The organism is Streptomyces sp. ISL-43 (genome assembly GCF_018614195.1).
GTDB lineage: Bacteria > Actinomycetota > Actinomycetes > Streptomycetales > Streptomycetaceae > Streptomyces.
The window spans coordinates 1-26,286 of the sequence record NZ_JAGGOT010000067.1; the positions used below are offsets into that span (position 1 = coordinate 1).

Genomic DNA, 26,286 nt, shown 5'->3' on the forward strand with positions numbered 1-26,286 from the left:
CCCGAATTAACCAACAGCGTCGGATGATTCCGGGCGGGGCCTTCCCCATGTGTCATTCCTGGCCGGTTGCCCGGTCAGTCCGTCTCGTCCCCGGATTCAGGGCCGATGTCGATCTCATCGCCGTCGGAGTCCCAGGCCCGGGTGTATCCGTCGGTCGGAGCGATGATGACGATCGCGCCTTTGAACCAACGGACTTCGCCGTCTTCACCGCCGAAGAACTTCACCAGAACCGGGTCGCCCGGGTCCAGCTCGTACTGTTGTCCGGTTGGTTCGAAGAACGCCAGGGTCGGTGTATCCGTCTGGAGGGAGAACTGCATGATCAGTCCTAGAGGTTCTTCGAGAAGTAGTGGAAGAGCTGTGCCCGAGGAAGCGCGCTCACGTTTAGCGTGCTCTTGCCGTTCTTCGGGTTCACGGCCAACCTATCCGGGCGCATGGTGTGGTTGTGCTGCCCGAGGTAGAAGTCACGGAACTGCTCCGCGTCCGCCTTGGTCAAACCGCGCTTCTTCATGGCCTTGAGATATGTATCCCTTTTCTCCAAGGCTTCGTCCATGCTGTGACCTCCCCATGCCGTGGGGCCGAGGTCTCCGAGGTTCTTGAAGCCCAGACGTTTCGCAGTCTCATTGGCCGCTGCCGTGCCCGCCGCACCCGGCTTCGGGACGTTCTTCCAGTCGGGCATGTCTTCGAGCGCTTCTGCGAGTTTGTCGAGCTTCTTACCGCCCTTGACGACGATCTTCAAACCCTTGGCCCACTTGGCCCACGGGAGGTCCAGCGCGGCGCTTCCGCAACCCTTCACCAGCGACCCTCCGGCGCAGGCCGCCCAAGCGGCCGCGTCCGGGGCGATGACGAGTAGGAGGAAGTCTCCGATGATCGCGTTGGTCGGGGTCCTCTCGTACGAGAACAGGCCGAGAGCCGCGGCCCCGGCGCAGAAGTCGTCCTGCATATCGGGGCTGTAGCACCGCTGTCCGCTCAGCCAGGCCTTCAGCCGCTCCTCGTAGGTCTTCTTGAACGGGAAGCGGATCTTCAGTTCCTTGTCGGACTGCACGCGGCCGCCGGCGATCCAGGTATCGCCCTGGTCGTCGACCGTGATCTCGACGGTGGGCCCGTCCCAGCCGTCGCCCTCGTCCTCGTCCTCGGATCCGGGGTCGTCCGGCATGTCCTCGATGTGCTTGCCGTTGGTCCAGCCTCCGCCACCGCAGTACCCGTATCCGCCGCAGCTTTCGAGCCCGCTCGGGTCGCTCTGCGAGATGGGGTTGTTGTTCGCGTAGTTGTACCCGTTCATCTGGAGCGGGTTGGTGATGTCGAGAACCGGGTCGGCCGAGATGAAACGGCCTGTGGCCGGCTCGTACTCGCGGGCGCCGACATGGGTCAGGCCCGTGGTGGCGTCCTCGACGCCCGTGCCGAGGAAGGTGCGGCTGCCGGACCAGTTGGTGGCCATGGCGCCGCGCTGGTTGCCGTAGGGGTCGGACTTGCGGCGGGTGACCGGCTGCCCGGTCTTCTGCTCGACCGCGATGGTGGCGGTGTTGTGGTGGTCGGTCAGCAGGACCGTCAGCTTGTGGCCGGTGGCCTTGCCTCCGGTCTGCCGGACGGTGGTCGGGGCGCCGGGGGCGGAGTAGTAGCGGAAGGCATCGATCGCCTGGCCGGCCTTGTCGACGGTGACCTCGGTGTCACCGAGGTAGAGGGTCCGGCTGGAACCGGTCTCCTCGATGACGCGGTTTCCGTCCGCGTCGTAGATGTAGGTGGTGGTGGGGTCGGCGAAGGTCCACTGCTGGGCAGCGGCGTTGGTGGCACAGGTGAAGATGTGCAGGTCATTGCCGTCGACCGGGTTGTCGTTGGGAACGGTGACACAGGCATTGGCCGCCGCGTTGTAAAGGGTCTTGTCGCCGGTGCGGTAGGTGAACTTCTGCTTGGCGCTCCCGTCACAGGCGGACAGGCGGGCGTACAGGCCGTCCGCGGTCAGGCACTTGTCCAGCGCGCGGACCGTGTCGCCGGTCAGGCGCCACTGCTGCGCACGGGTCTCGTTGCAGGGCCAGATCTGGACGGCGGTGCCGTCCGCGTTGGAGCCTTCGGCGACGTCGAGGCACTTGCCGGCCAGGCCGGTGGCGGCGACGGCTCCGATTCCGGGGCTGCTCGCCGAGGTGAGCTTGTTGTTCCGGTCCCAGGTCAGCGCCTGGGTGTCGTTGTCGAGCTTCCGGGTCTTGGTGTTGCCGGAGGAGTCGTACTCGTAGGTGGACTGCGAGAGCAGCGTCGATCCCTGCTTCTTCTCCACCTTGGTCAGTGTGTGGGGCTGGGTCTTGGCCAGGAGCTGGCTGCCGCCGGGAGGATCGATGCCGTAGGTGTACGTCGAGATCTGGTCCAGCGCCGAGTTGGTGAGGTTGTGGTTCACCAGCTTGGTGCGGTTGCCGATCTTGTCGAACTCGTACGACTGCCAGTAGCCGTCACCGTCCGGTCCGGCGGTGACGTCGCTCAGCGAGGGCCCCGTGCAATCGGCCGCCTTGCCCGTCCAAGCCTGGGTGAGCTGTCCCATCGGGCTATAGGAGAAGCACTGGCGGTCGATCTTGCCGCCGGGCTGCGTGTCCGTGATCGACGTCGGATTGCCCGCCACGTCGTAGGTGTACGACAGTGCGGAGAGCCGGTTGTAGTTGGACGTCTCCCGGTCGGAGATCGACTGGGTGACGAGGCCCGTGTGCGGGTCGTGCGTGTTGGTCGTCCACACCCGGTTCGGGGCCTTGCCCGACGCGGTGCGCAGCACCTCGCCGAAGGGGCTGTAGACCGTCTCCGCGGTGTACCAGGACAGGCCGGACATCGTCTGGGGCATGCCATCGGAGTCGTAGCGGGTGATGAGCTTCTCGGCCGCCAGTCCACCCGGGGTGGCGGGGAGCGTCGTCGACTGGACCGCGCCCGTGGGCATGTACGTGGTGGTGTAGGCGTACGTGCCGGCCAGGCCCTTGGTGGCCGGGGTGTCAGGAATGGTGATCTTCGTACCGGTGTTGCGGTACTCGACGTCGTAGCCGGTGATCTCGCTCTTGTATGCCACCCCGTTGGTGTAGGAGGTGGACGAGACGGGCTTGCCCTTTCCTCCGGCCAGGGTGTCGTAGGTCCACGACGCGGACAGGGGACCGGTCGCCGAGTCCTCGCGCTTCTCGGTCGCACGGCCGAGCTTGTCGTAGGTGGTGAACGTCTTCTTGCCGGCCGCGTTCTCCGCCCATACCTCCTGGTCGAGGTTGTCGTAGCCGAATGACAGCGAGCCCACGTCAGGGTCCGTGGACCCGGTCAGGCGGCCTCGGGCGTCGTAGGAGTACGTCCAGTGGTTGCCGACCGCGTCGGTGACATCGGCCAGCTTGCCGCGTGCGTCGTAGGTGTAATCGGTGTCGGTCCAGGTGGTCAGGTCGGTGGCCGTGGACTTCTGGATCTGCGTCGTGCGGTTCAGCACGTCGTTCCAGGTCTTGATCGTTTGGCTGCCCGCCAGCGGAGTCGCTCCGTCGGCCGACATCCCGCTGCGCTCGGTGGTCCAGTCGCCGCCGTACACCGTGATGTCGGAGTGGTGCGCGGAACCGTCGTAGAGGGTGGTGTTGCGCACCGCCCGGCCGAGGCCGTCGTACGCGGTCGCGGTGGCGTTGGGGACGTGGAAGACGGTCTCCGGGACGAAGATGTCCTTGTTCGGCTCGCCCTCCGCGTAGTAGCCGTTGTTGGTCTGGCGGACGGTGCCGTTGGCGCTGTACAGCTTGTCGTTGACCAGGCGGCCGCCGCCCGGTGCCTCCGCCTGGGTCTGGCGCGGGCGCAGCAGGCCGTCGTAGATCTCGATGGAGCTCTCGTAGGTGCCGTTGTCCCGCAGCATGCGCGAGGTCACGGCCGGGGGCTCGTGCTCGGTGATCTGGTACTCGAAGGTCTGCCGGGCCTTGTCGATGGCCGGGTTCTGGGAAGGAGTCCAGACCGCGGTCGTGCGGCCCAGGGGGTCGTACTGCGAGGTGACCTTGCGGTTGTTCTGGTCGGTGACCTCCAGCACGGCGCCGCGCGCCGGGTCGAACTTGGTGGACGACTTGTGGCTCAGGACGTTGGTCACCGTCTGGGTGAAGGCGGGCCCGGTCGCCGGGGCGAACGTCGTGGTCACGGCGTTGCCGGCGGGGTCGTAGGACTTGATGACGCGGCTGAGGGCGTCGTACTCGAAGCGTCCCGTGGTGATCCAGCCGGTGCCCGCTCCGTCCTGGGTGTCCGTCTGGAAGGCCAGGCCCTTCACCGGAGCCGTACCGAAGGCGTTCAGGGCGTCGTACGAGGTGCGGGTGTTGGACAGCTGCGTGCCGGTGGCCGCCTGCGCACAGGTGCCGGCGGTGGCGCGGATGGACTGCGGCAGTCCGATCAGGTGCTTGCCGGTGTTGTGGACGTGCGTGGTGGTCGTACAGCTCCGGTCGTTGACCGTCCAGCCGCCGGAGCCGTTCGAGGTCATGGCCTCGGTCTGCGCGGTGGTCTTCAGGCCGTAGACGGGCTCGAAGGTATCGATCGCACGCGTCAGGCGCATGCCGCCGTTGCTTACCGCCTCGTAACGGTCCATCCGCGAGGTGTCGACGCGGAAGGCCTGCAGGTCGGTGGTGCCGTCACGCGGCCGGGAGCCCGTCTTCTTGAACTCGTACCAGTTCAGGTCGCGGGCGGCGACCGTGCCGCCGGCTCCGGCCTTGGTGTAGGTGATGGACTCCGCGACCTTGCCCTGGTACTGGGGCAGGTCGTCACCGAGGGTCTCGGTGTTGGTGGAGTCCTTGACGGTGATCACGGGACGGCCGGCGTCGCCGGACATGCCGCGGAAGTAGCGGGTCCGGGTCTGCCCCTGCTCGGTGGCTTCCCTCGGGACCGCGTTGGAGGTCACGCCCTTGGTCGTGACGACCGAGGCGTAGCCGCGCCACTGGTCGTAGGTGCGCAGCTCGGGCTTGGTGAACTCGTCGTCCGCCTTGGCCCAGGCGGCGTCGCCCTCGTAGGTGTAGCTGGTGGTGACGTCGGGCTGACGTGCGACGCGGTCCTTCTCGACGACGTTGTCGACGACGTACTTGTTGAACCACTCCAGCGGCGGCGTCTCCAGCTCACCGTCCGGGGACCAGTGGGCGGGGAAGCAGCGAGTGGTGTTCTCCTCGGGCTTCGGGTGGGTGGAGCCCACCGCGCACGGGGCGGAGTAGTCGACGTAGACCTCGCCGCCGGTCTCGTTGCGGATGGTCTCCACGCGCAGGCGGTCGTAGTCCGGGGTCGCGTCGTTGGCGCTCTTCGCGACGCGGTTGGGCATGTCCTGGACGTTGGCGAGGAAGGAGACCGCCGGCAGCGAAGCGCTGAGCTGGTTGCCGTTCTCGTCCTTCTTCGTGCCGTAACCGGCGCGCGTGATCGACTCCAGCCACAGCGGCGGGTGGGTGTCGGTGCGCTGCTTCGGGAACGACTGGTCCAGCGTCCACGTGTCGACCTTGGACAGGTCGGTGGTGCCCTCGGTGCGCTGGCCGTAGGTGGTGACGCCGGTCAGGCGCTTACGGGTCCAGAAGCTGGGCACGGAGACGTAGCAGGTCTCCGCGGTGAAGGTGCAGTTCAGCGTGGACGGGGTGTCCCACCAGGGCTGCTTGAGCTCGTAGTTCTTCGATTCGAACTCCGCGTCCTCGCACTTCGTGGCGCCCTCCGCCTTGCAGCGCTCGGCCACGGTGAACTCGACCTTGGCGGCCGGGGGGCCGGAGAGGTTGTCCGAGCGCAGGCCGTAGGAGATCTGCGTCGGGTAGCCACCGCGGACGTATCCGACCTCGGCGCTGTTCTTCTCCTTGTACTTCTCGTTCTTGGAGTAGCGGTTCTCTTCCCGCTTCCAGTCGATGACCAGGGCGTTGCCGTGGACGTCCTCGACGTAGTCGAGGTTCCAGCGCCAGGCCTGCTTGCACGAGGAGTCCGCGAAGGCGGTCGCGTGGCAGGGCTCGCCGGCGTGGTTGCCGAACACGGGGACGTTGAAGACCGAGTCCGTCACGGGCCGGGTGCCGGCGCCGTCCACGTCGTGGCGGCCGAAGTGGTACTTGGTGCCGTCGCGGGTGGTGACGACCCAGTACTCGCCGTCCTTCGCGCCGTTGGCGAGGTTCGCGTCGGTCTTGCGCTCGACCTTGGAGCCGTCGTCGTTGGCGGGAATCCACGCGCCGGTGGCGGTGTCGTGGACCAGCTCGGTGGTGCTGCCGCCGAGCGACATCACCATGTTGTCGCCGGCCCAGCACAGGTCGTTCTTCTTCTTGTCCGTGCTGTTGTCGTTGTTCGGCGCGTTCTTGAGGTCGGCCGAGCACGAGCGGTAGCGCCGCTCGACGAAGCCCGGGTGGTAGTCCCAGCCGTCACCGACCCAGGAGGCCTGGCCGTTGGCGACGGACGTCTTGCCGTCCACCGCCTGGGAGCCGTAGGACAGGGCGATCTTCGGCTCCGGGCCCGCGGGGGCCGCCGGGACGCCGAGGGGGTAGCTCCAGGAGAAGCCGCCGCCGCTGCCGCCCGCCGTCCAACTGCCGGAGGGGGAAAGGGAGGTGGCCTTGTACGTGCCGCCCGCGCCGGACGCGGAGTCCGTGGCGGCCAGGACCGTCGGACCGCCGCCGCCGACCGCCATGGTGCGCATGCCCTGGCTCGGCGCGGTGGCCGGATCAACGGTCGCGCGGACGGTGCCCGTGCTGGGGTCGTTGGTGCTGGGGATGTGCTTTGCGACGCTGCATTCGGGAAGGGTCGGCGTCGTGAGGAAGCATGCGGGGAGCTGCTTGAGCTCCAGACGCGTGGACCACTCGGTGCCGTACAGGTCCTCGAACTGCTTGTAGTCCAGCTGCACGTCGACCGGGGTCGAGCCCTCGGCCGGCGGCGTGACCTTGATGATCGCGCCGTCGAGGCCGGCGGCCTCCGTGGCCGTACGGGCTTCGACGGACACCGCCCAGGTGCCCGAGGGGGCCGGCGGGGTCGGGTTGCTCTCCGTGGGCGAGGCCTTGCCGATGCTGATGGGCAGCGTGCCCGCCTGCACCAGTGCCGTTCCGCTGCCCGCGTTGAGTGCGACGTCTGCCGTACCGGCCGCAGGCGGAGTCACCTTGGAAGGCTCGTAGCCCGCCGGGGGCTGTGCGGGAGCACCCGCCCAGCCCTCCAGCTTCGCGGCCTCGACCTGGTCCAGCTTGGCCTTCAGGTCGACCTGAAGATCCGGCAGTTGGACTCCGGAGCGCCCGCCGGGCGGGGCCGCCCACGCCTGCGCGGGCAGAAGAGTGGCCAACAGCACCACGGAGAGCGTGACTCCGGTGCGCGCCAGATGTTTGCGCGCCTTCCCGTTTCCGGGTAGGCGCAAATTACGCGCCGCAAAGGGCGACATGTATTCCCCCCATACCGCTGCCGTCCGGTCATAGGACACTCGGACGGCAAAGGATTGACAAATTGCCAGCAGATCTTGGGGGAAGTGCTCGCCGGAAGTCCACCGCAACCGGGGGTGGAGTGGTCTTAATCACTCAGGGAGATTCACATGTTGGGAAAAAGCGGGTGATTCGGTGTCATCAGGCCCTGAGAACAGGCCAGTTGGGGGGTGTTTTGGGTCGAAGAATGGTCCATGATCGGGTCGCACTTTTGTCATCAAACGGCAAAGTGAAGTACGTGCGTTCGGTTTGGCGCCCGAGGGGGAGAACGAACAATGCTAGTCAGCGATTCCGATACCGAGTCGGCGGCCGTGGCCGACGACCCACCGAGACGCCGGTGGTTCCGGCGCCGCAGGACTCTGGGCGGCGTGGCGGCCCTGCTCGCGCTGGCGGTCGCCGTGCCGGTCGGAGTGCAGGTGCGTGGCAGCGGCGAGCATGACAAGAAGGCCGCCGAGGGGGCCGGTGCTCCGCTCTCGGCTTCCGAGGCGCGCGAGCTCGCCGCCGAGAGCGGCAAGGACGTCGAGGTCACGGCGGACCGCAACGCCAACACGACGACCTGGGCGCAGCCCGACGGTCTGTTCAAGAAGAACATCTCCAGCTCGGCGGTACGCGCCAAGGTGGGCGACCAGTGGAAGCCCATCGACACCTCCCTCGCGAAGACGGAGACCGGTTACGCCGCGAAGGCGGTGAACGGCAGCGTGGTCTTCAGTGCCGGGTCCGCCGGTGCCGCGGTCGGTGACCGGGCTTCGCGCGGCGTGGTGCGTTCGGCTCTGACGGTGGACGCGCCCGGCCAGGTGTGGACCGAGCTGGTCCGGCTGAACGTGGATGGTCATGAGATGACGGTGAGCTGGCCGGGCGTGCTGCCCGAGCCGGTCATCGACGGTCCGCGCGCGCTGTACGAGAACGTGCGCCCCGGTATCGACTTGCTGATGACCGCCCAGGACGGCGGATATTCGCACCTGCTGGTCGTGAAGGACAAGACGGCCGCGACCGATCCGCTGCTGGCCGAGCTGAACTACCGCCTCGCCTCCCCCGATCTGTCGTTCCAGCTGGACGCGGAGTCCGGTGCGCTGTCGGCGCGTGACGGCAAGGGTGAAGAGGTCGCCGGTTCGCCGTCTCCGCTGATGTGGGACTCCGCCGGCAAGGTCCGCACCACGGACGATGTTCCGGCGTGGAAGGCTCCGGCGGCCGCGAAGGACCACCCGACGCTGGGCCTGCCCGGTCTGGCTGGCGCGGAAGGTGCGCACCTTTCGGTGGCCGCCGCTTCGCTCGCGGAGGGCACGCTGTCGCTGAAGCCTGATGCGGCGCTGCTGAACGCGGCGGACACGGTGTATCCGGTGTTCGTGGACCCGTCGTTCAAGGGTCACAAGCATTCCTGGTCGCTGCTGTACAAGACGGCCGGGAATTCGAGTTTCTACAACGGCCAGAACTACAACGCGAGCGGCACGAACGAGGCCCGCGTCGGCTACGAGTCGGACTCGGGCGGCACGTCCCGCTCGGTGTTCAACTTCTATTTCGGCAGTGAACTCCACGGCGCGGGTATCCAGTCGGCGAGCGTGCGGGCCCTGCAGACGTACTCGTGGTCCTGTGACCGGAAGGTCATGGACATCTACTCGACCCCGTTCGTGGGTTCGTCGAGTACGTGGAACAACACGACGGGCTGGTGGGGCAACAAGGTCGCCACCGAGAACGCCGGTTACGGCTATAACAGTTCCTGCCCGGACAACTGGGTCGCCCCGGACATCAAGGGACTCGTATCGCAGGCTGCCAGCGGCCGTTGGGGTGCGCTGTCGCTCGGTTTCAAGGCGCCGAACGAGTCGGATTCCTACTATTGGAAGAAGCTCCTCGCCAACGGTGAGAGCGCCCCGTACATCGAGGTCGTCTACAACACTCCGCCGGACGTCCCGCTCGCGCAGAACATGAGCACATCCCCCGGTGGTCCGTGCCTGACGAGCAGCCCGGGTACGAGCATCGGCAAGACGGCCGTGTCGTTCCGGATCAAGGGCAACGACCGCGATGGGAACCTGGATCAGCTGCAGCTCGAGGTGTGGGACTCGGCCAGCGGCGCGAGCGTCTGGAGTGAGTGGCTCGGCGTCAACAGCGACGGTGTCGCCATCCGTGACGTGCCCCTCGACAAGTTCACTTCGGGCCGCCAGTACTTCTGGCTGGCGCGTGCCCGGGACAAGGACGGCTGGTGGTCGCCCGGCTCAGGGCCCGCCGACTCCGGTGGCGGCGGCTGGTGCACCTTCACCATCGACCACACCGCCCCGGCCAACCCGACCGTGCGCTCCTCCCACTTCCCGGCGCCCGGCCCTGACGGGGCCGAGTGGAGCCTGAACCCCGCCAGCACCCCGGACCAGTGGATCGAAATCCTCGGCAACGGCACGGCTGCCGCGGACATCCGCGAGTACCAGTGGAGCCTGAACCACCCCACCTATGAGAACAAGGTGGGGCCGTGGCAGAACGACCTGGCCTCCATCAAGCTGCAGGTCGACACCGCCGGTCCGAACGTCCTGTATGTGCGGACGGTCAACAAGGCAGGCAACATCTCGGTGCCGACCGAGTACCTCTTCTACGTCCAGGCCCGCCCCGGCACCGACACCCCCGGTGACGTCACCGGTGACGGCTCGCCTGACCTGCTGGCCATCGACGCCGCCGGAAACCTGCGTACCTACGCGGGTGACAAGGTGGGTGACACCGACGCCTACATCCCGGGCGCCGTGGAGAACGGCAAGGTGGTCGCCCCCGGGTACTGGAAGGACCCGACGAGCGGCAAGGCCGCGCTGATCGGGCACGCCACCGACTGGCATCCGGGTGACGGTCTGACCGACCTCATCGCGGTGATGCCCGACGGGAAGATGTACATCTACCCGGGCACCGGCACCGGCCAGTTCGACGTCGGCCGCCGCCAGGAGATGCAGCTCCCGCTGTCCGCGCCCGATCCGGCCACGTTCCGGCAGATCGTGGTCACCGAGGACATCGACGGCGACGGACTCGGTGACCTGTTCGCCCTGGACGCCGACGGCTTCTGGGCGTTCTCTGGCTACACCGGATCCAGCTTCGCCTCCTACCGCAAGATGGCCACCGGCTGGGCCGCCCGCGACATCGTCGGCGTCCGTGACGTGTCGGGTGACAAGATCCCCGACCTCCTCTTCCGCGACAACGCCAACGCCAACCGCGGCCTGGCCCTGCGCAAGGGCAAGGCCGGCACCAACGGCGGAGCCGACCTCACCTCGCTGCAGTTCGCGGCGAACGCCGAAGGCGGCGTGGACTACACCTACGCCACCACCGGATGGGGCCGTGCCGAGTACCCGCGGGTCCTCGGCACCCCCGACGCCAACGGTGACGGGGTCGCCGACATCTGGGGCGTCGGCACCACCGGCAACGAATGGCTCATCCAGGGCACGTCCACCGTCGTCGGCAGCGCGGTCGGCCGGGACGAGGACAACTGGCACACCTTCCTCGGCATCGGATAACAAGAGCCGAGGAAACCGCACGAAGAAGCGGCGCCCCGCCCCGGCCACCAGGCCGGGGCGGGGCGCCGCCCGCGTCATGCCCCCGCCCGGGCGCCTGGCGCCCCGACCGTTCAGAGCTCGTGGTCCTCCAGGATCCCCGACTGGGCGATGAGGAAGCCAAGCTGGGCCCGGCTGCCGCTGCCCAGCGAGGCCGCCAGCTTGGCGATGTGGGCCCGGCAGGTCCGTACGTTCATCCCCAGCCGGCGCGCGATGGCCTCGTCCACGTGCCCCTCGATGAGGAGTTGGGCGATGGAGCGCTGCACGCCGGAGATGCCGCCGGGGGTGTGCCGGTACGTCACTTCCGCCGTCAGCGGCACGGCGCGGTGCCACAACTGCTCGAACACCTTGATGAGGTAGTCGACCAGCCCCGGGTGGCGCAGTTCCAGGGCCGTGCGCCGGTCGTCGCTCGTGGGGATGAAGGCCACGGTACGGTCGAAGATCATGAGACGCTCTATCAGTTCTTCGAGCGTGCGGATCTCCACCTTCCCCGCGGAGATCCGGTCCACGTAGGCGAGCGTGCCCTGGCTGTGCCGCACCGTGTGCTGGTAGAGCGTACGTATCCGCACCCCGCGGTTGACCAGGGGCGCGGCGCGCTCCAGCGCCTCGGTGAGGACGGAGGTGGACCGCGCCCCGCCCGGCTGTACGGTCAGTACTTCGGTGTGGCACTCGGCGGTGGCCAGGTCGAGGGCGGCGTGAATCTGGTCGAACCCCTCCAGCACGGTGATGGCGTGGGTGTTCGCGGGGCTCTGGGCGCTGATGGTCAGAAACGGCTCGAATGCGTCGGTGAGATCTATGGTGTCTCGGCGGCGGTCCTGAATTTCCCGTTCGAGCGGGTGGATCCGCTGGGCGAGCGCGACGGACGGTGGAACCGCGCGCAGTTGGTTCGCGTCATCTGGGTCGGGCCTCAGTAGAGCGAATTCGAGCAGGCAGGGGGCGTTCTCGACCTCACTGCGAGCGACCCGTCCGGTGCTCAGCGCCGCCGTGTAGAGCCGTGTCCCCTCGGCGCACATGGACGTGACGGGGTGGGGATGTGTCGGTTTTGTGTCGCTTCTGGGCAAATCTCCACCCCCCAGGGTCCTGAACATGCAAGAACATGATGCATCGTCCCTGTGGCAGTGACGTGCCCGAATGAGCCATCGTCTGACACGCGGGGGAGAAGATTTCCATCAAGTGAGGACGAAGCCGACCATGTACAAGAGAATGCTTCGCTCGGTACTTGCCATTGGGTTCTCCGCCGTTGCGGTCTTTGGGGCAGTCAGCGCCGTCGGCGGGGACGTGGGGGGCACCGAGACGATAGCCGGTGAGATAGGCAAGCCGGACCTCGGCTGGGACACGACTCCCAACGGCCTCGGCACGGCCGCCACCGCAGCATCCACCCACGACCTTGGCTGGGACTGATGACTCCCGACGACAGCGGCTTCCGCCGCGAGATGGCCTCCGCATACCGCTCCGGCTGGCAGTTCATCGATCTCACCAGCGCCATTCCCTATGCCGGTGACTCACTGAAGGTCACCCTGTTCGGCCAGCCGATCATCGTCGTGCGCGAGGAGGACGAGGACGTCCGGGCCTACCGGTGTCTGCGTCGCCCGCGCGGCGCCCCGCAGCCCGTCCGCTGCGAAATCCGGTACGGCATGGTCTTCGTCAATCTGGACCAGCGTGATCACCAGCTTTTTGAGCCCGAATCCGCCGCCACCCCCCGCAGTGCCTGAAGCGATTCCCCCGTCGTCGCAGATCGCTCAGGCGCTACCCCCACACAGCGACGCCATCGTGGACCTGACCACGATGGCGTCGCTGTGATGTCCGTGTCCAGTGGTTGAACCGGACAAGGTCGAACCCGCCCGCGGTGGCCGCGCGTCCGCCTACGCCCGCCCCATGGCCCGGTCCAGGGTGATCTCCATGACCACCCGGTCCGGGTTCGGCGAGGGCGTGCGCCCGTACCGCTCCGCGTAGCGCCGTACCGCCTCCGCGACCGAGGCCTCGTCCGTACGGATCACCGCGCGGCCCTCCAGGGTCGCCCAGCGGCGCCCCTCCATCTGGCACACCGCGACCCGGGCCCCGCCCCGCGGGCCGGCGCCCTGCGCCGCCAGGACGTTGCGGATCTTCCTGCTGTTCTTGTTGCTGATCACCCGCGCCAGCCCGGCATCCGGGTCGTACGTCACGCCCACCGGAACGACGTGCGGCGTGCCGTCGGGCCGCGGGGTCGTCAGGGTGCAGACGTGCCGCTCCCGCCAGAAGGCGAGGTACCCGGGCGTCGGGTTGAGTACGTCATGAGCTGTGGAGGTTGCCGACATGTGGGAAGGGTACGATCTCCAGCCTTGAGTGGAATAGACTCAACTTTGTGCAGGTTGTCCGTGTGAACTACACGCATGTTGCGTAGTGAGCCGGTGACCGTAGTGACCGTATGGAGAGGAGAAGCCGCCCGTGGACGCCGAGCTGACCAACAGGAGCCGGGACGCGCTGAACGCGGCCACCAGCAGGGCCGTCAAGGACGGACACGCGGACCTGACGCCCGCGCACCTGCTGCTGGCGCTGCTCGCCGGCGAGGACAACGAGAACGTCACCGACCTGCTGGCCGCGGCCGACGCCGACCAGGTCGCCGTGCGCGCCGGGGCCGAGCGCCTGCTCGCCGCCCTGCCCAGCGTCACGGGCTCCACGGTCGCGCCCCCGCAGCCCACGCGCGAGCTGCTCGCCGTACTGGCGGAGGCCGACGCGCAAGCCGGGAAGCTCGGCGACGAGTACCTCTCCACCGAACACCTGCTCATCGCCGTCGCCGCGAAGGGCGGCGCCGCCGGGGAGATCCTTTCCACCCAGGGCGCGACGGCGAAGAAGCTGCGCGACGCCTTCGAGAACGCAAGAGGAGGGCGGCGGGTGACCTCCCCCGACCCCGAGGGCCAGTACAAGGCCCTGGAGAAGTTCGGCACCGACTTCACGGCGGCGGCCCGCGAGGGCAAGCTCGACCCGGTCATCGGCCGGGATCTGGAGATCCGGCGCGTCGTCCAGGTCCTCTCCCGCCGTACGAAGAACAACCCGGTGCTCATCGGCGAGCCCGGCGTCGGCAAGACGGCCGTCGTCGAGGGCCTCGCCCAGCGCATCGTCAAGGGCGACGTTCCCGAGTCCCTGAAGAACAAGCGGCTCGTCTCGCTCGACCTCGGCGCGATGGTCGCCGGCGCCAAGTACCGCGGCGAGTTCGAGGAGCGGCTCAAGACCGTCCTCGCGGAGATCAAGGCCAGCGACGGCCAGATCATCACCTTCATCGACGAGCTGCACACGGTCGTCGGCGCGGGTGCCGGCGGCGACTCCGCCATGGACGCGGGCAACATGCTCAAGCCCATGCTGGCCCGCGGTGAGCTGCGCATGGTCGGCGCGACCACCCTCGACGAGTACCGCGAGCGGATCGAGAAGGACCCGGCGCTGGAGCGGCGCTTCCAGCAGGTGCTGGTCGCCGAGCCGAGCGTCGAGGACACCATCGCGATCCTGCGCGGGCTCAAGGGCCGCTACGAGGCCCACCACAAGGTCGTCATCAACGACAGCGCGCTGGTCGCCGCGGCCACCCTCTCCGACCGGTACATCACCTCCCGCTTCCTGCCCGACAAGGCCATCGACCTCGTCGACGAGGCCGCGTCCCGGCTGCGCATGGAGATCGACTCCTCCCCGCTGGAGATCGACGAGCTCCAGCGCTCCGTGGACCGCCTGCGGATGGAGGAGCTGGCGCTGAAGAACGAGTCGGACCCGGCCTCCCGCGAGCGCCTGGAGAAGATCCGCAAGGACCTCGCCGACAAGGAGGAGGACCTGCGGGGCCTCACCGCCCGCTGGGAGAAGGAGAAGCAGTCCCTGAACCGGGTGGGCGAGCTCAAGGAGCGCCTGGACGACCTGCGCGGCCAGGCCGAGCGGGCCCAGCGCGACGGCGACTTCGACACCGCCTCCCAGCTGCTCTACGGGGAGATCCCGGCCCTGGAGCGCGAGCTCGCGGAAGCCGCCGAGGAGGAGGCCACCAAGGCCGGGTCCGGGGCGGCCAAGGACAGCATGGTCAAGGACGAGGTCGGCCCGGACGACATCGCCGACGTGGTGGGCGCCTGGACGGGCATCCCGGCCGGCCGCCTGCTGGAGGGCGAGACCCAGAAGCTGCTGCGCATGGAGGAGGAGCTGGGCCGCCGCCTGATCGGCCAGGGCGAGGCCGTGCGCGCCGTCTCGGACGCCGTACGCCGCACCCGCGCGGGCATCGCGGACCCGGACCGGCCGACCGGCTCGTTCCTCTTCCTCGGCCCGACCGGCGTGGGCAAGACGGAGCTGGCCAAGGCCCTCGCCGACTTCCTCTTCGACGACGAGCGGGCCATGATCCGCATCGACATGTCGGAGTACGGCGAGAAGCACAGCGTGGCCCGCCTCGTCGGGGCGCCGCCCGGGTACGTGGGCTACGAGGAGGGCGGCCAGCTGACGGAGGCCGTCCGCCGCCGCCCGTACTCCGTGGTCCTGCTGGACGAGGTGGAGAAGGCCCACCCCGAGGTCTACGACATCCTGCTCCAGGTCCTCGACGACGGCCGCCTCACCGACGGCCAGGGCCGGACCGTGGACTTCCGCAACACCATCCTGATCCTGACCTCGAACCTGGGCAGCCAGTTCCTGATGGACCCGTCCACAGCTGTGGAGGAGAAGAAGGCCAGGGTCCTGGACGTGGTCAGGGCCTCCTTCAAGCCGGAGTTCCTGAACCGGCTGGACGACCTCGTGGTCTTCTCCGCCCTCAGCGAGGCCGAGCTGGCCCACATCGCCGAGCTCCAGATCGGCCGCCTCGCCAAGCGGCTGGCCGACCGCCGGCTCACCCTGGACGTGACGCCCGAGGCGCTGGCCTGGCTGGCGGACAAGGGCAACGACCCGGCGTACGGCGCGCGCCCGCTGCGCCGCCTGATCCAGACGGCGATCGGCGACCGCCTGGCCAAGGAGATCCTCTCGGGCGAGGTCAAGGACGGGGACACCGTCCGCGTCTCGGTGGCAGGCGACGGCCTCCTGGTCAGCAAGGCGCTCTGAACGACCCCGAGGCCGCGCGGGCCTACGGGCCTATGGGCTCTGAATGGACATCCATCCCCCTTATGGCCGTCCTACACCTGTCCGCCCGGAGCGGATCGGGGCTGCGGGGGTGGACACGGAGTGGGCGCGATGGGGGAGGATGGCCGCATCCGCACGAAGGGAAGTCACACGGTGAGCATCGACCCGGCCTCGATTCCGAACTTCGGAGGGCAGCAGCCCGATCCGCAGGCCAAAGGACCGGCGGGCCCCGTCGTCCCCGACCAGGACCTGGTGAAGCAGCTCCTGGAGCAGATGGAGCTCAAGTACGTCGTCGACGACGAGGGTGACCTCGCGGCGCCGTGGGAGGACTTCCGCACGTACTTCATGTTCCGCGGCGAGGGCGAGCAGCAGGTCTTCTCCGTGCGGACCTTCTACGACCGCCCGCACAAGATCGACGAGAAGGCTCAGCTCCTCGAGTCCATCGACGACTGGAACCGCCGCACCCTGTGGCCGAAGGTCTACAGCCACACGCACGACGACGGCTCCGTCCGCCTGATCGGCGAGGCGCAGATGCTGATCGGCACCGGCGTCAACCTGGAGCACTTCGTGTCCTCCACGGTCAGCTGGGTCCGCGCGTCGATCGAGTTCGACAAGTGGCTCGTCGAGCAGTTCGGCCTGGAGAAGGACGTCGACTCCACCGACGGCGACGACGAGGACGGCGACACCGAGACCAACTAGGTCCCGGTCTCAGCCGGCCCTCACGGCGCCACTCCGGACACGAGCAGCAGGTACGGCCCGTATCCGTACGAGAGCCCGGCCAGCACCCCGGTCACCACGACCGCGGCGCGCGGCCGGGCTTTCGCCATGAGGGCCGCCACCGGCAGCAGCAGCGGGAACGCGGGCAGCAGGAAGCGCGGCTTCGACTCGAAGAACCCGGCGCCGCCGTAGGTCATCACCAGCAGTACGCCGGTGTACACGAGCAGCGGCAGGGGCGTCGTGCGGTCCGTCGCCAGCAGGGCGGCCAGTCCCAGCGCGGCCACCAGCAGGACCACCGTCACGGTGGTGGCGAGCTCCACGTGCCCGCCGCCCAGCACGTGCCGCGCGGAGGCGATCGCCCCGGCCCCGAAGTCGAAGCGCGAGCCCCAGCCGCTCTGGACGGCGAAGTAGCCGCCGAGCGGATCGCCCCGGTGCACGCCGACCAGCAGGACGTACGAGGCCCAGCCCGCCGGCGCGGCGAGCGCGGCGGCCCACACCGCGGGCGCGCGGCCCCGCCGCCGCCAGAGCTCGTAGGCGGCGCCCGCCATCACGGCGGCGGCGACCGCGATCCCGGTGGGCCGGGTCAGCCCGGCGAGCACGGCCAGACCGGCGGCCCACCCCCAGCGGCCCCGCAGCAGGGCGTACAGGGCCCAGGCGGCGAAGGCGGCCAGCAGGGCCTCGGTGTAGGCGAGGGTCAGCATGAGGGCGTGCGGCAGCGCGGCCCACAGCGCGACGAGCAGCAGCCCGGCGCGCGGCCCCAGCAGATGCGCCCCCACCCGGTAGACCCCGGCGGCCGCCGCGCCGGCGGCGATCCAGGCGACGGCGATCGCGGCGGTGGTCAGGGAGCCGGGCAGCACCGCGGAGGCACACCGGATGAGGACGGGGTAGAGCGGGAAGAAGGCGGAGTCGCTCTGCACGGACCCGATCGCGGGATAGATCTGGGTCCGCCCGTAGCCGTTCTCGGCGATCCGCAGGTACCAGACGGAGTCCCAGGACTCGCCGAGCACCCGTACGGGGCTGCGGCCGGCCCACCAGGCCGCGACGGCGACCGCCAGCACCCCGGCCCCGCGCACGGCGGCGTACACCCCGAGGGCGGAGAGGACGCCGGGGCCCCCGGTCCGCCCGCCGCGTCCGCGGAGCCCGCCGAGCCCGGTCCGTATGCCGCTCGACACCGTCGCCATGCATCCCGACTTTCCTGGTCTCGCCTGAGTACGCTCATCCGATGATGAGAGCTTCCGGCACGTTCAAGGTCGTCAGCTTCACTCCGACACCGATCACCCCGGAGCCCCCCGTGGAGACCGGGCTCCCCGTCGGAGTCGCCACGATGGAGAAACACTACGAGGGCGAGACCCTCACGGGCCGCTCGGCCACGCTCTTCACGGCCGCCTTCGACCAGGAGGCGGGCGTCGGCAGCTACGTGGCCATGGAGTCCTTCGAAGGCTCCCTCGCCGGCCGCGGGGGAGCCTTCAACTTCGTCCACTCGGCCGCCACGGACGGCGGCCCCACCCGCGCCGCCGAACACTTCGCGATCGTCCCGGGCAGCGGCACGTCAGCCCTGAAGGGCATCACGGGCACGGGCGGCCTGCGCGTCACCGAGGACGGCACCCACCAGATCTGGTTCGACTACGACCTCCCGTAGCCGGGCCTCCGCGCGGAGGCGGAGGCCGGCCCGGATCAGAGGCGGCGCAGGCGGTCCACTGCCTCCGTGAGGACGTCAGTGCGTTTGCAGAAGGGCAAGGCGTGAGCATCGAAATGCAGCACACACCCATGGCACTCAGAGCATAATCTGAGTACAGTCTGAGTATGAGCCTTGCTTACCTGGGAGCCGAGCCCGAGTCGGTGTCGTTCACTGACCTGTCAAGAAACCCGAAGGCAGTAGCCGCCCGGGCCGCAGCCCTTGGTGCTCTGCGCGTCACCCATCGGGACGCGCCCGACATGGTGCTGACTACTGCCGTGCACGCGGAGCGCACCGAGGAGAACCTCACGACGGCGTCTCGGCTCTTCCTCGCGCTCATGAAGCACGACGACGGAGCCCGCTCACTCCTGCTGGCGCTGCCGGAAGTCTTTCCGTGGGTGCGGCACCTGGACAGCGAGGAGATGCGTGCTTTCACGGTGGAACTTCTGGAAGCGCTTTCCGATGCGGCAGAGCTGGGCGCCAGGGAGGCTGTGCACCGTGCGCTCGTCTCCTGGAGGGCGACGGCTCGGATCAACGCCGATCCGGAGCAGCTCAAGGAAGCGCTGCGTCCGCTCGACGGGGAGGACCTGGGTCCGGTCGAGGTGGGCGGGTGAGCCCGAAGAAGGGCGATCGTGTCAGCGTTCCGCCGCTGAGCGGATGGAACGTCGTCTTCGGGACAACCGATGCGGTGACGGGGTGGGACGAGCTGTGCCGCGCGGCGCTGCCCAGTGCCCACCGCTGCCTTGAGGCGCTGCGCACCGACCCGTTGTCGCGTGACAACTGGAACCGTCAGCACCAGCTTCGCGGGCGGCTCGCCACCAAGGAGTGGAAGGGTTCCGAGCTGGAGCAGTGGGAGTACGAGATCACGAGTGGTGGCAGGGTCCGCTACCTCGTCAGTCCGGAGACTTCGACCGTCATTCTGGTCTACGCATCGACTCGGCATCCCAAGGACACTGAGTAGTTCACCCGCGGGGAACAGGGCCCAGCTGAAGGCAGGCCCTGTTTCCGCACTTCCATCTGGCGCGCGTTTCAGCGAGTCAGCCGCCCGAGGCGTTCTACCGCCTCTTGCAAAACCACCGTCCGCTTGCAGAAGGCCCACCTGACCTGGGTGGCGCCGGCCGACTTGTCGTCGTAGAAGACCTGGTTCGGGATCGCCACCACCCCGCAGCGCTCGGGCAGCGCCCGGCAGAAGGCCAGGCCGTCGGTCTCGCCGAGCGGGGTGATGTCCGTGGTGAGGAAGTACGTGCCCTGCGGGCGGAAGACCTCGAAGCCGGCCGCCGTGAGGCCGGCCGACAGGAGGTCGCGCTTGGCCGCCAGGTCGGCGAGGAAGGACGTGAAGTACGAGTCCGGCAGGGCCAGGGCCTCGGCGATCGCGTACTGGAAGGGGCCGGAGGCGACGTAGGTGAGGAACTGCTTCGCCGAGCGGACCGCCGTCACCAGTTCCGGGGTCCCGGTCACCCAGCCGACCTTCCAGCCCGTGAAGGAGAAGGTCTTGCCGGCGGAGGAGATGGTGACCGTGCGCTCGCGCATGCCCGGCAGGCCGGCCAGCGGGGTGTGGGCACCCTCGAAGACCAGGTGCTCGTACACCTCGTCCGTGACGACGAGCAGGTCGCGCGAGACCGCCAGCTCCGCGATCGCGGCGAGCTCGGCGGGGTTCAGGACCGTGCCCGTCGGGTTGTGCGGGGTGTTCAGGAGCAGCAGCCGGGTGCGCGGGGTCACCGCAGCGCGCAGCGCGTCCACGTCGAGGCGGAAGTCGGGGGCGCGCAGGGTGAGCGGGACGCGGACCGCGCCGGCCATCGCGATGCAGGCGGCGTAGGAGTCGTAGAAGGGTTCGAGGGCGATGACCTCGTCACCCGGTTCGAGGAGGGCGAGGAGCGTGGCCGCGATGGCCTCGGTGGCGCCCGCCGTGACCAGCACCTCGGTGTCGGGGTCGTACGCCAGTCCGTAGAAGCGCTGCTGGTGGTCGGCGATCGCGGTACGCAGCTCCGGGACGCCGGGGCCGGGCGGGTACTGGTTGCCGCGGCCGTCGTGGATCGCGCGCGCCGCCGCCTCGGCGATCTCGGCCGGGCCGTCGGTGTCGGGGAAGCCCTGGCCGAGGTTGATCGACCCGGTGGCGGCGGCCAGCGCGGACATCTCCGCGAAGATCGTCGTGCCGAAGGCCGCCAGACGGCGGTTCAGGAAGGGACGGTTGCTGCGTGCGGGAGCGCTCATGGGCGCCATCCTGCGGGGAAGCTCTGGACTTGCTCAAGTGTGCTTTGGGCCGCACTGCCCGGGGGCATCCCCCCGGTACGCGGGACGAAAGGGGATCCCGCACCCCGGGGGACCGGGGATTTGACGGAAGGGGGGGACGAGCATGGTGGTCGTCCTGGTCTTGATCGGCGTGGCCGTTTGCGTGGGGATCGCGTGCATCCTGGTGGTGTCGGCCCGCGCGGCCCGCAGCGGGTACAAGTCCGGTGGTTCGGACGGGTCCGGCAGCAGCACCAGCTGGTGGGCGGGTGGCGGCAGCGGATCGTCCTGTGGCTCCTCGACCTCCTCGTGCGGGTCCTCGTCCTCGTCCTCCTGCTCCTCCTCGTCCTCGTCGTGCGGCGGCGGAGGATGCGGTTCCAGCTGACACGGGGCAGCATGGATGCGTGGACCGTGGACGCGTGGACCGAAGATGTGTGGATCCGTGGATCCGTCGCCGGAATACATGAGGCGCCCGCCGGGGACAACTTCCGTCGGGCGTCTACTTGTTCGGGCGCCGATGCCGCGCATTACGGCGTACGGGCGGGATGGTGTTGAACACGTGAACTGTGGAGCCCCCGAGGGGATGTAAACCCCGTCAAGTTGGGTAAAAACGCTGTGAGTGCCGTGCCTTTCATGATTCCCTCGGTTGAGTAGACCAGTCCTCGGACCTCCCTGGACTTCCTGTGGACCCGTGCCGGTGTCCCCCCACCCGTTGACTACCGCTGGCGGGCCCCGGCCCATCTCCCTCGCGCGTTTGCGGAGCCGACTCATGCTCACGACCCTCCAGACCACCTACACCGACACGCGTGCCGCCGATCTCGCCTGGGCCCTGGGTCGGGACCGGCTGCCCGCCTTGGCCGTACTGAACCTCGAACTGGGTGGCGCGAAAGTGGAGTTGCGCCTGCTCGGGGCCTCCCATCAGGTACTCCTGGAGGAAGGCGACGTGTACTGCTCGGAGACCGTCGCCTGCATGCCGGGCAGCAGTACGCCCCTGCCGCTCGGCGTGGCCAAGCGGGTGGGCGACTGGGAGTACGAGTTCGCCGCGCGGGTCGAGACCCTGTCGCGCGGCTCCTTCGCGGGGCGGGCGCAGGAGCTGCTCGCGCTGGTCGCCGATCACCCGAACGGGCTCGCCGGAACGTTCCCCGGCAGCCCGCACGCCTTCACCGCCATGCTCGTGCAGCGCTACGAGGGCCAGGTCCGGTGGCGGACCTGGCACGCGTACCCCCAGGAAGGACAGCTGGTGGCGACCCGCACCCGGGTCGGCGTACGGATGGCCGCGGCGGGCGCGGGCGCCGCGGCCGCGACGGCGGACAACGCCGGGGTACCCGCCAGAGCCCCCGTGTGAGCCCCCGTTCCCGCGGAGTCGCCTGCGCTGATCTAGTGCCTTGACCTGCACCGCACCCCGCGCGCGGACGTCGCGGGGTTGCGGAGCGGTTACGCCAACTGCCCGCACCAGTGCGCCACTTACACCCATGTGGGTGACCGGATGTGAGCAGGCGGTGACGTACGGTTCGCTGCATGATCGACCGTTCCGCCCCGCGCGGGGTGCTCCCGGCTCCGGAGCCGCGCGGCGTGGCCCGCGTCCCGGCCGCCCTTCCCGTACGGCCCCGGACCGGCCGACTCCTCGTCCTGGCCACCGTGTTCGTCTGCGCCGCCTGCGGGCTCGTATACGAACTGGAGCTGCTCGCCCTCGGCTCCTACCTCATCGGGGACTCCGTCACCCAGGCCTCGGTCGTGCTCTCCGTCATGGTCTTCGCCATGGGTGTCGGATCGCTGCTCGCCAAGTCGCTGCGCGACCGCCCCGCCTTCGGCTTCGCCGCCATCGAGGCCGGCCTCGCCCTCCTCGGCGGCCTCTCCGCCATGGCCCTCTACGCCAGCTTCGCCTGGCTGGGGGAGTCCCAGCCCGCCCTCGTCGCCTTCTCCTTCGCCATCGGCGTCCTCATCGGCGCCGAGATCCCGCTCCTGATGGTCCTCATCCAGCGCATCCGCAGACAGGACGCGGGCGGCGCCGTCGCCGACCTGTTCGCCGCCGACTACGTCGGCGCCCTCGTCGGCGGCCTCGCCTTCCCCTTCCTGCTCCTGCCCGTCCTCGGCCAGCTCACCGGCGCCGTGCTGACCGGCACCGTCAACGCCACCGTCGGCGGCGGCCTCGTCCTTTGGCTGTTCCGCCGCGACCTGAGCCGCCGGGCCCGCTGGCTGCTCATCGGCGCCAACGTCACCGTCCTCGCGGTCCTGGCCTGCGCCACCGTCCTCGCCGACGACTTCGAACGCGTCGCCCGCCGCGCCGTCTACGGCGGCGAGGTCCGCGTCGCCGTCCAGACCGGGGTCCAGGAGCTCGTCCTCACCGGCCCGCCGACCGGCTCCCCGCGCTCCCTCGAATTCTTCCTCGACGGCCGCCTGCGGGTCAGCGGCTACGACGAGTACCGCTACCACGAGGCCCTCGTACACCCCGCCATGACCGGCGCGCACGCCCGCGTCCTGGTCCTCGGCGGCGGAGACGGCCTCGCCGCCCGCGAGGTCCTGCGCTACCGCGACGTCGCCTCCGTCACCGTCGTCGAGCTCGACCCCGGAGTCGTACGGCTCGCCCGCACCGACCCGATGCTCTCCGCGCTCAACGGCCGGGCGTACGAGGACCCGCGGCTCGGCGTCGTCAGCCAGGACGCCTTCCGCTGGCTCCGCGGACCCGCCGCCCGCGCCCGCTTCGACGTCATCGTCTCCGACCTGCCCGACCCCGGGATCACCCCCAGCACGAAGCTGTACTCGCAGGAGTTCTACGGGCTGGCCGCGCGGGCCCTGCGCCCCGGCGGGCGGCTCGCCGTCCACGCCGGACCGCTGGCCACCAGGCCCCGTACGTACTGGACCGTCGACGCCACCCTGCGCGCGGCCGGCCTGAGCACCGCCCCCTACAGCGCGGGCGGCCGCCTCTCGGGCTTCGCCGCCGGGCCCGACCGGGTGCTGGGCGCCGCCGCCACCGTCCCGCCGCCGCAGGACTGGGGCTTCGTCCTCGCCGCCCGCGAGGGCGTACCCCGGCTGCGCGTGGACCGGGACACGCCCGCCCTGCGCTCGCTGTCCACGCGGTCCCTCGCAGACGCCGCCCGCGACGCGGAACGGATCCGCGTGCCGGGCCTGCCGCCGTCGACGCTCCCGCACCCGAGGTACTCGTAGCGGATGAGGTCCGTCCCCTCATTGACTTCGCCGCCTCACTGACGGGGAGCGGCCGCGTCGGTAGGCTCGTCCGCATGGAGCATCAGGTGTTCGTTCCGGTCCCCGCCGCCGACGTCCGCGCCGTGCTGCGCGATCCCGCCCGGGTGGCGCGCTGCGTGCCGGGGCTCCAGCAGGACGCCGACACCGAGGCCGGGCCGCTGTCCGGCCGGCTGAAGGTGCGGGTCGGCGGGCACACCGTGACCTACCGGGGCACCCTGTCCGTCACCGAGCGGGACCCCGACCACTTCGCGGTCGACGGCGAGGGCACGGAGGTGCGGGGCAGCGGCAGCGTCAAGCTCTCCCTCGTGCTGCGCCTGACCGAGGCGGACGGCGGCACCCGGCTGGAGTTCACCGCCGAGGGCGCCGCCGACGGCCGCGCCGCCGCCTTCGCCCCGAAGGCGGCCGCCACCGCCGCGCACCGCCTCCTGGACCGGGCAGCCGGCCACCTGGCGGCGCTCGCGGTCACCGACGTGGCCGAACCGGGCGGCGAGGACGCGGTCACGGACGTTGCCGAAGCCCGCGACGAGGACTGGGTCGAGGACGTGGCCGAAGCCCGCGGCGAGGACGCCGTCGAGGACGCCGTCGAGGACACGGACGCGGGCCTGGACACGGACCTGGACCCGGAGGCGGACGCGGACTCGGGCCCGGACATCACCGAGGTCACCGCGTCCGTGTTCGACACCGAGGTCCCGCCCCCGTCGCTCGACCCCTTCCTGGAGGGCAGCTTCGAAGGCGCCGCCGGTTTCGGGGACCTCGGCGGCCCCCAGCGCCCGCCCGCCGAGGCCGCCCACGCCCGCCGCACGATGATCGGCCGCAGCGCGGAGGAGGTCGACCACGCCCCGCCCCGCGGCCGCTACGCCCCGGTCCCCGCGCCCAGCGCCGCCTCCGCGGGCGCGAACCTGCGCTGGATCGCCCCGGCCGCCGCCGTCGCGATCGCCTCGGCGGTCCTCCTGGGCCGAGCCCTCCGCCGCCGCGGCTGACCCATGGACCGCCCCGACCGCACCCTCGAAGCCCTCGACCCGCCCCGCTGAAGTCGCCCGCTTCCTCGTGCGGGCCTGATCACCCGGTCCGGCTGGCTAAGGTCATCGCATGAGTACGCAACTGCGCGCCGGCGGCGCCGAGGTGACCATCGACCAGGAGAACGGCTGCCGGATCAGCAGTCTGCGCATCGACGGGACGGAGCTGCTGCGGCAAGGGGAGCACTACGGCTCCTTCCCGATGGTCCCGTGGTGCGGGCGCACCAGGAACGGGCAGTTCCAGGACGGCGCGACCCTGCACCAGCTGCCGCTCAACCACCCGCCGCACGCCATCCACGGTTTCGGCCGCGACGCCGCCTGGCGCCGCGCCCGCGCCACCGCCGCGGAGGCGGTGTTCACGTACCCGCTCGCCGACCCGTGGCCGTACGAGGGCATGGTCACCCAGATCTTCGAACTCGGCGAGAACGCGCTGACCCTGACCATGGGCGTCGAGACGTACGGGGACTCCTTCCCGGCGCAGGCCGGCTGGCACCCCTGGTTCCACCGCAACCTCGGCAACGGCGGCGAGGACGTGCGCATCGCCTTCGACGCCGCCTGGCAGGAGGAGCGCGGCGCCGACCACCTGCCCACCGGCAACCGCATCGACCCCAAGCCCGGTCCGTGGGACGACTGCTTCGGCATGCCCTACGGCGTCGACGTCACCCTCACGTGGCCCGGCGAGCTGGAGTTGAAGGTCGCCAGCCGTTCCGAATGGGTGGTCGTGTACGACGAGGAGCCCGAGGCCGTCTGCGTCGAGCCGCAGTCCGGCCCGCCGAACGGCCTGAACAGCCTTCCGCAGCTGGTCACCCCGGTGGACCCGCTGGAGCTCTCCTCGACGTGGACCTGGCGGCGGCTCCCGACGGCCTAAGCTCGTGTCCATGAGTGACGTACGCGATGAGCTTCTGCAGCAGATCAAGGACAAGGCCGTCGTGCACGGCAAGGTGATCCTGTCCTCCGGCCTCGAGGCCGACTACTACATCGACCTCCGCCGGGTGACCCTCGACGGCAAGGCGGCTCCGATGGTCGGGCAGGTCATGCTCGACCTCACCGCCGACCTGGAGTTCGACTGCGTCGGCGGCCTGACCCTGGGCGCCGACCCGGTCGCCACCTCGATGCTGCACGCCTCCGCCGCGCGCGGCGAGACCCTGGACGCCTTCGTCGTCCGCAAGGCGCAGAAGGCGCACGGCATGCAGCGCCGCATCGAGGGCACCGACGTGAAGGGCAAACGCTGCCTGGTCGTCGAGGACACCTCGACCACCGGCGGCTCCCCGCTGACCGCCGTCGAGGCGGTCCGCGAGGCCGGCGGCGAGGTCGTCGCCGTCGCGACGATCGTCGACCGCGGTGCGGCCGACGCCATCGCCGCGGCCGGCCTGCCCTACCTCACGGGCTACCAGCTGGACGATCTCGGCCTCTGAGAAGAGCGGGGCGGTTCGCGGAACTCGTGACTTAGGTCCCCGGACCCCGCCGAGCAGTTCCTGATCAGGTTCTGACCTGGGCTTTTCCGGCCGGGTGGAGTGTTTCACGTGAAACACTCC

General features: G+C 69.8%; 19 protein-coding genes. 13 read left to right on the forward strand and 6 right to left on the reverse strand.

All coding sequences use genetic code 11. The annotated features are described in order from the left end of the window. Positions 1-74: 74 nt before the first annotated feature. Complete coding sequence (locus J7F03_RS33275; protein WP_214956138.1) at positions 75-317, reverse strand: hypothetical protein; 243 nt, start codon at positions 315-317, stop codon at positions 75-77. 8 nt (positions 318-325) lie between these two features. Next, entirely contained in the window at positions 326-7,231 is a 6,906-nt protein-coding gene (locus tag J7F03_RS33280) for a ricin-type beta-trefoil lectin domain protein (RefSeq protein WP_308380060.1), read from the reverse strand. Between the two features lie 402 nt (positions 7,232-7,633). Between J7F03_RS33280 and J7F03_RS33285 the strand changes: the two genes are divergently transcribed. After that, positions 7,634-10,834 carry a DNRLRE domain-containing protein gene (locus J7F03_RS33285; protein ID WP_214956140.1) on the forward strand — a complete coding sequence of 1,067 codons (3,201 nt, stop codon included), beginning with the start codon at positions 7,634-7,636 and terminating at the stop codon, positions 10,832-10,834. Between the two features lie 110 nt (positions 10,835-10,944). Here the strand turns inward: J7F03_RS33285 and J7F03_RS33290 are convergent, their stop codons facing one another. Next, on the reverse strand, positions 10,945-11,958 hold the full coding sequence (locus J7F03_RS33290) for a helix-turn-helix transcriptional regulator (RefSeq protein WP_214956142.1): 1,014 nt from the start codon (positions 11,956-11,958) through the stop codon (positions 10,945-10,947). A gap of 103 nt (positions 11,959-12,061) precedes the next feature. On the opposite strand from J7F03_RS33290, the gene J7F03_RS33295 reads away from it, so the two are divergent. Together J7F03_RS33295 and J7F03_RS33300 are read left to right on the forward strand one after the other, a co-directional pair. After that, positions 12,062-12,271 carry a hypothetical protein gene (locus J7F03_RS33295; RefSeq protein WP_214956144.1) on the forward strand — a complete coding sequence of 70 codons (210 nt, stop codon included), beginning with the start codon at positions 12,062-12,064 and terminating at the stop codon, positions 12,269-12,271. Then, positions 12,271-12,582, forward strand: a complete 312-nt coding sequence (locus J7F03_RS33300; RefSeq protein ID WP_112446227.1) for a (2Fe-2S)-binding protein — start codon at positions 12,271-12,273, stop codon at positions 12,580-12,582. Before J7F03_RS33295 ends, J7F03_RS33300 begins: the two co-directional genes overlap by 1 nt. A gap of 150 nt (positions 12,583-12,732) precedes the next feature. On the opposite strand, the gene J7F03_RS33305 is transcribed toward J7F03_RS33300, so the two are convergent. Next, positions 12,733-13,164: a pyridoxamine 5'-phosphate oxidase family protein gene (locus J7F03_RS33305; protein ID WP_214956147.1), complete on the reverse strand. Its 432-nt coding sequence runs from the start codon at positions 13,162-13,164 to the stop codon at positions 12,733-12,735. A 130-nt stretch (positions 13,165-13,294) separates the two neighbouring features. Here J7F03_RS33305 and clpB point away from each other — a divergent pair, with 130 nt between their 5' ends. Then, positions 13,295-15,895, forward strand: coding sequence for an ATP-dependent chaperone ClpB (gene clpB, locus J7F03_RS33310; RefSeq protein ID WP_214956149.1), 2,601 nt, complete (start codon positions 13,295-13,297; stop codon positions 15,893-15,895). A 171-nt stretch (positions 15,896-16,066) separates the two neighbouring features. Next, entirely contained in the window at positions 16,067-16,612 is a 546-nt protein-coding gene (locus J7F03_RS33315) for a YbjN domain-containing protein (RefSeq protein ID WP_214956151.1), read from the forward strand. 20 nt (positions 16,613-16,632) lie between these two features. On the opposite strand, the gene J7F03_RS33320 is transcribed toward J7F03_RS33315, so the two are convergent. Next, positions 16,633-17,811 (reverse strand): mannosyltransferase family protein, encoded by a 1,179-nt coding sequence (locus J7F03_RS33320; RefSeq protein ID WP_214956153.1) that lies wholly within the window; start codon positions 17,809-17,811, stop codon positions 16,633-16,635. A 44-nt stretch (positions 17,812-17,855) separates the two neighbouring features. Here J7F03_RS33320 and J7F03_RS33325 point away from each other — a divergent pair, with 44 nt between their 5' ends. From J7F03_RS33325 to J7F03_RS33335, 3 genes are all read left to right on the forward strand, one after another. Beyond that, the gene (locus J7F03_RS33325; RefSeq protein WP_214956166.1) at positions 17,856-18,269 is read left to right on the forward strand and encodes a DUF3224 domain-containing protein; all 414 of its coding nucleotides are present in this window, start codon (positions 17,856-17,858) and stop codon (positions 18,267-18,269) included. A gap of 164 nt (positions 18,270-18,433) precedes the next feature. Further along, the gene (locus J7F03_RS33330) at positions 18,434-18,919 is read left to right on the forward strand and encodes a prevent-host-death family protein (protein ID WP_251072877.1); all 486 of its coding nucleotides are present in this window, start codon (positions 18,434-18,436) and stop codon (positions 18,917-18,919) included. Beyond that, positions 18,916-19,266, forward strand: coding sequence for a hypothetical protein (locus tag J7F03_RS33335; protein ID WP_214956155.1), 351 nt, complete (start codon positions 18,916-18,918; stop codon positions 19,264-19,266). The genes J7F03_RS33330 and J7F03_RS33335 overlap by 4 nt, the downstream gene beginning before the upstream one ends. Before the next feature lie 68 nt (positions 19,267-19,334). Here the strand turns inward: J7F03_RS33335 and J7F03_RS33340 are convergent, their stop codons facing one another. Then, positions 19,335-20,525, reverse strand: a complete 1,191-nt coding sequence (locus tag J7F03_RS33340) for a pyridoxal phosphate-dependent aminotransferase (protein WP_214956156.1) — start codon at positions 20,523-20,525, stop codon at positions 19,335-19,337. Between the two features lie 775 nt (positions 20,526-21,300). Here J7F03_RS33340 and J7F03_RS33345 point away from each other — a divergent pair. The 5 genes from J7F03_RS33345 (at position 21,301) to pyrE (ending at position 26,166) form a co-directional block, all read left to right on the forward strand. Then, positions 21,301-21,876, forward strand: a complete 576-nt coding sequence (locus J7F03_RS33345; RefSeq protein WP_251072878.1) for a DUF2617 family protein — start codon at positions 21,301-21,303, stop codon at positions 21,874-21,876. Positions 21,877-22,049: 173 nt separating this feature from the next. Further along, complete coding sequence (locus J7F03_RS33350) at positions 22,050-23,696, forward strand: polyamine aminopropyltransferase (RefSeq protein WP_251072879.1); 1,647 nt, start codon at positions 22,050-22,052, stop codon at positions 23,694-23,696. A gap of 74 nt (positions 23,697-23,770) precedes the next feature. Further along, positions 23,771-24,715 (forward strand): SRPBCC domain-containing protein, encoded by a 945-nt coding sequence (locus J7F03_RS33355; RefSeq protein WP_214956159.1) that lies wholly within the window; start codon positions 23,771-23,773, stop codon positions 24,713-24,715. Positions 24,716-24,824: 109 nt separating this feature from the next. After that, a complete protein-coding gene (locus J7F03_RS33360) occupies positions 24,825-25,619 on the forward strand; it encodes an aldose 1-epimerase (protein ID WP_214956161.1) in 795 nt (264 codons plus the stop codon). Between the two features lie 10 nt (positions 25,620-25,629). Further along, entirely contained in the window at positions 25,630-26,166 is a 537-nt protein-coding gene (pyrE, locus tag J7F03_RS33365) for an orotate phosphoribosyltransferase (protein ID WP_214956164.1), read from the forward strand. The last annotated feature ends 120 nt before the right edge of the window (positions 26,167-26,286 follow it).

What these genes read in the sequence shown, in the direction of transcription:
- J7F03_RS33275 (WP_214956138.1), bottom strand. Translation starts at nt 317, where the DNA reads ATGCAGTTCTCCCTCCAGACGGATACACCGACCCTGGCGTTCTTCGAA.
- J7F03_RS33285 (WP_214956140.1), top strand. Translation starts at nt 7,634, where the DNA reads ATGCTAGTCAGCGATTCCGATACCGAGTCGGCGGCCGTGGCCGACGAC.
- J7F03_RS33290 (WP_214956142.1), bottom strand. Translation starts at nt 11,958, where the DNA reads ATGTTCAGGACCCTGGGGGGTGGAGATTTGCCCAGAAGCGACACAAAA.
- J7F03_RS33295 (WP_214956144.1), top strand. Translation starts at nt 12,062, where the DNA reads ATGTACAAGAGAATGCTTCGCTCGGTACTTGCCATTGGGTTCTCCGCC.
- J7F03_RS33300 (WP_112446227.1), top strand. Translation starts at nt 12,271, where the DNA reads ATGACTCCCGACGACAGCGGCTTCCGCCGCGAGATGGCCTCCGCATAC.
- J7F03_RS33305 (WP_214956147.1), bottom strand. Translation starts at nt 13,164, where the DNA reads ATGTCGGCAACCTCCACAGCTCATGACGTACTCAACCCGACGCCCGGG.
- J7F03_RS33320 (WP_214956153.1), bottom strand. Translation starts at nt 17,811, where the DNA reads ATGGCGACGGTGTCGAGCGGCATACGGACCGGGCTCGGCGGGCTCCGC.
- J7F03_RS33325 (WP_214956166.1), top strand. Translation starts at nt 17,856, where the DNA reads ATGAGAGCTTCCGGCACGTTCAAGGTCGTCAGCTTCACTCCGACACCG.
- J7F03_RS33330 (WP_251072877.1), top strand. Translation starts at nt 18,434, where the DNA reads ATGAGCCTTGCTTACCTGGGAGCCGAGCCCGAGTCGGTGTCGTTCACT.
- J7F03_RS33340 (WP_214956156.1), bottom strand. Translation starts at nt 20,525, where the DNA reads ATGGCGCCCATGAGCGCTCCCGCACGCAGCAACCGTCCCTTCCTGAAC.
- J7F03_RS33345 (WP_251072878.1), top strand. Translation starts at nt 21,301, where the DNA reads ATGCTCACGACCCTCCAGACCACCTACACCGACACGCGTGCCGCCGAT.
- J7F03_RS33350 (WP_251072879.1), top strand. Translation starts at nt 22,050, where the DNA reads ATGATCGACCGTTCCGCCCCGCGCGGGGTGCTCCCGGCTCCGGAGCCG.
- J7F03_RS33355 (WP_214956159.1), top strand. Translation starts at nt 23,771, where the DNA reads ATGGAGCATCAGGTGTTCGTTCCGGTCCCCGCCGCCGACGTCCGCGCC.
- J7F03_RS33360 (WP_214956161.1), top strand. Translation starts at nt 24,825, where the DNA reads ATGAGTACGCAACTGCGCGCCGGCGGCGCCGAGGTGACCATCGACCAG.
- pyrE (WP_214956164.1), top strand. Translation starts at nt 25,630, where the DNA reads ATGAGTGACGTACGCGATGAGCTTCTGCAGCAGATCAAGGACAAGGCC.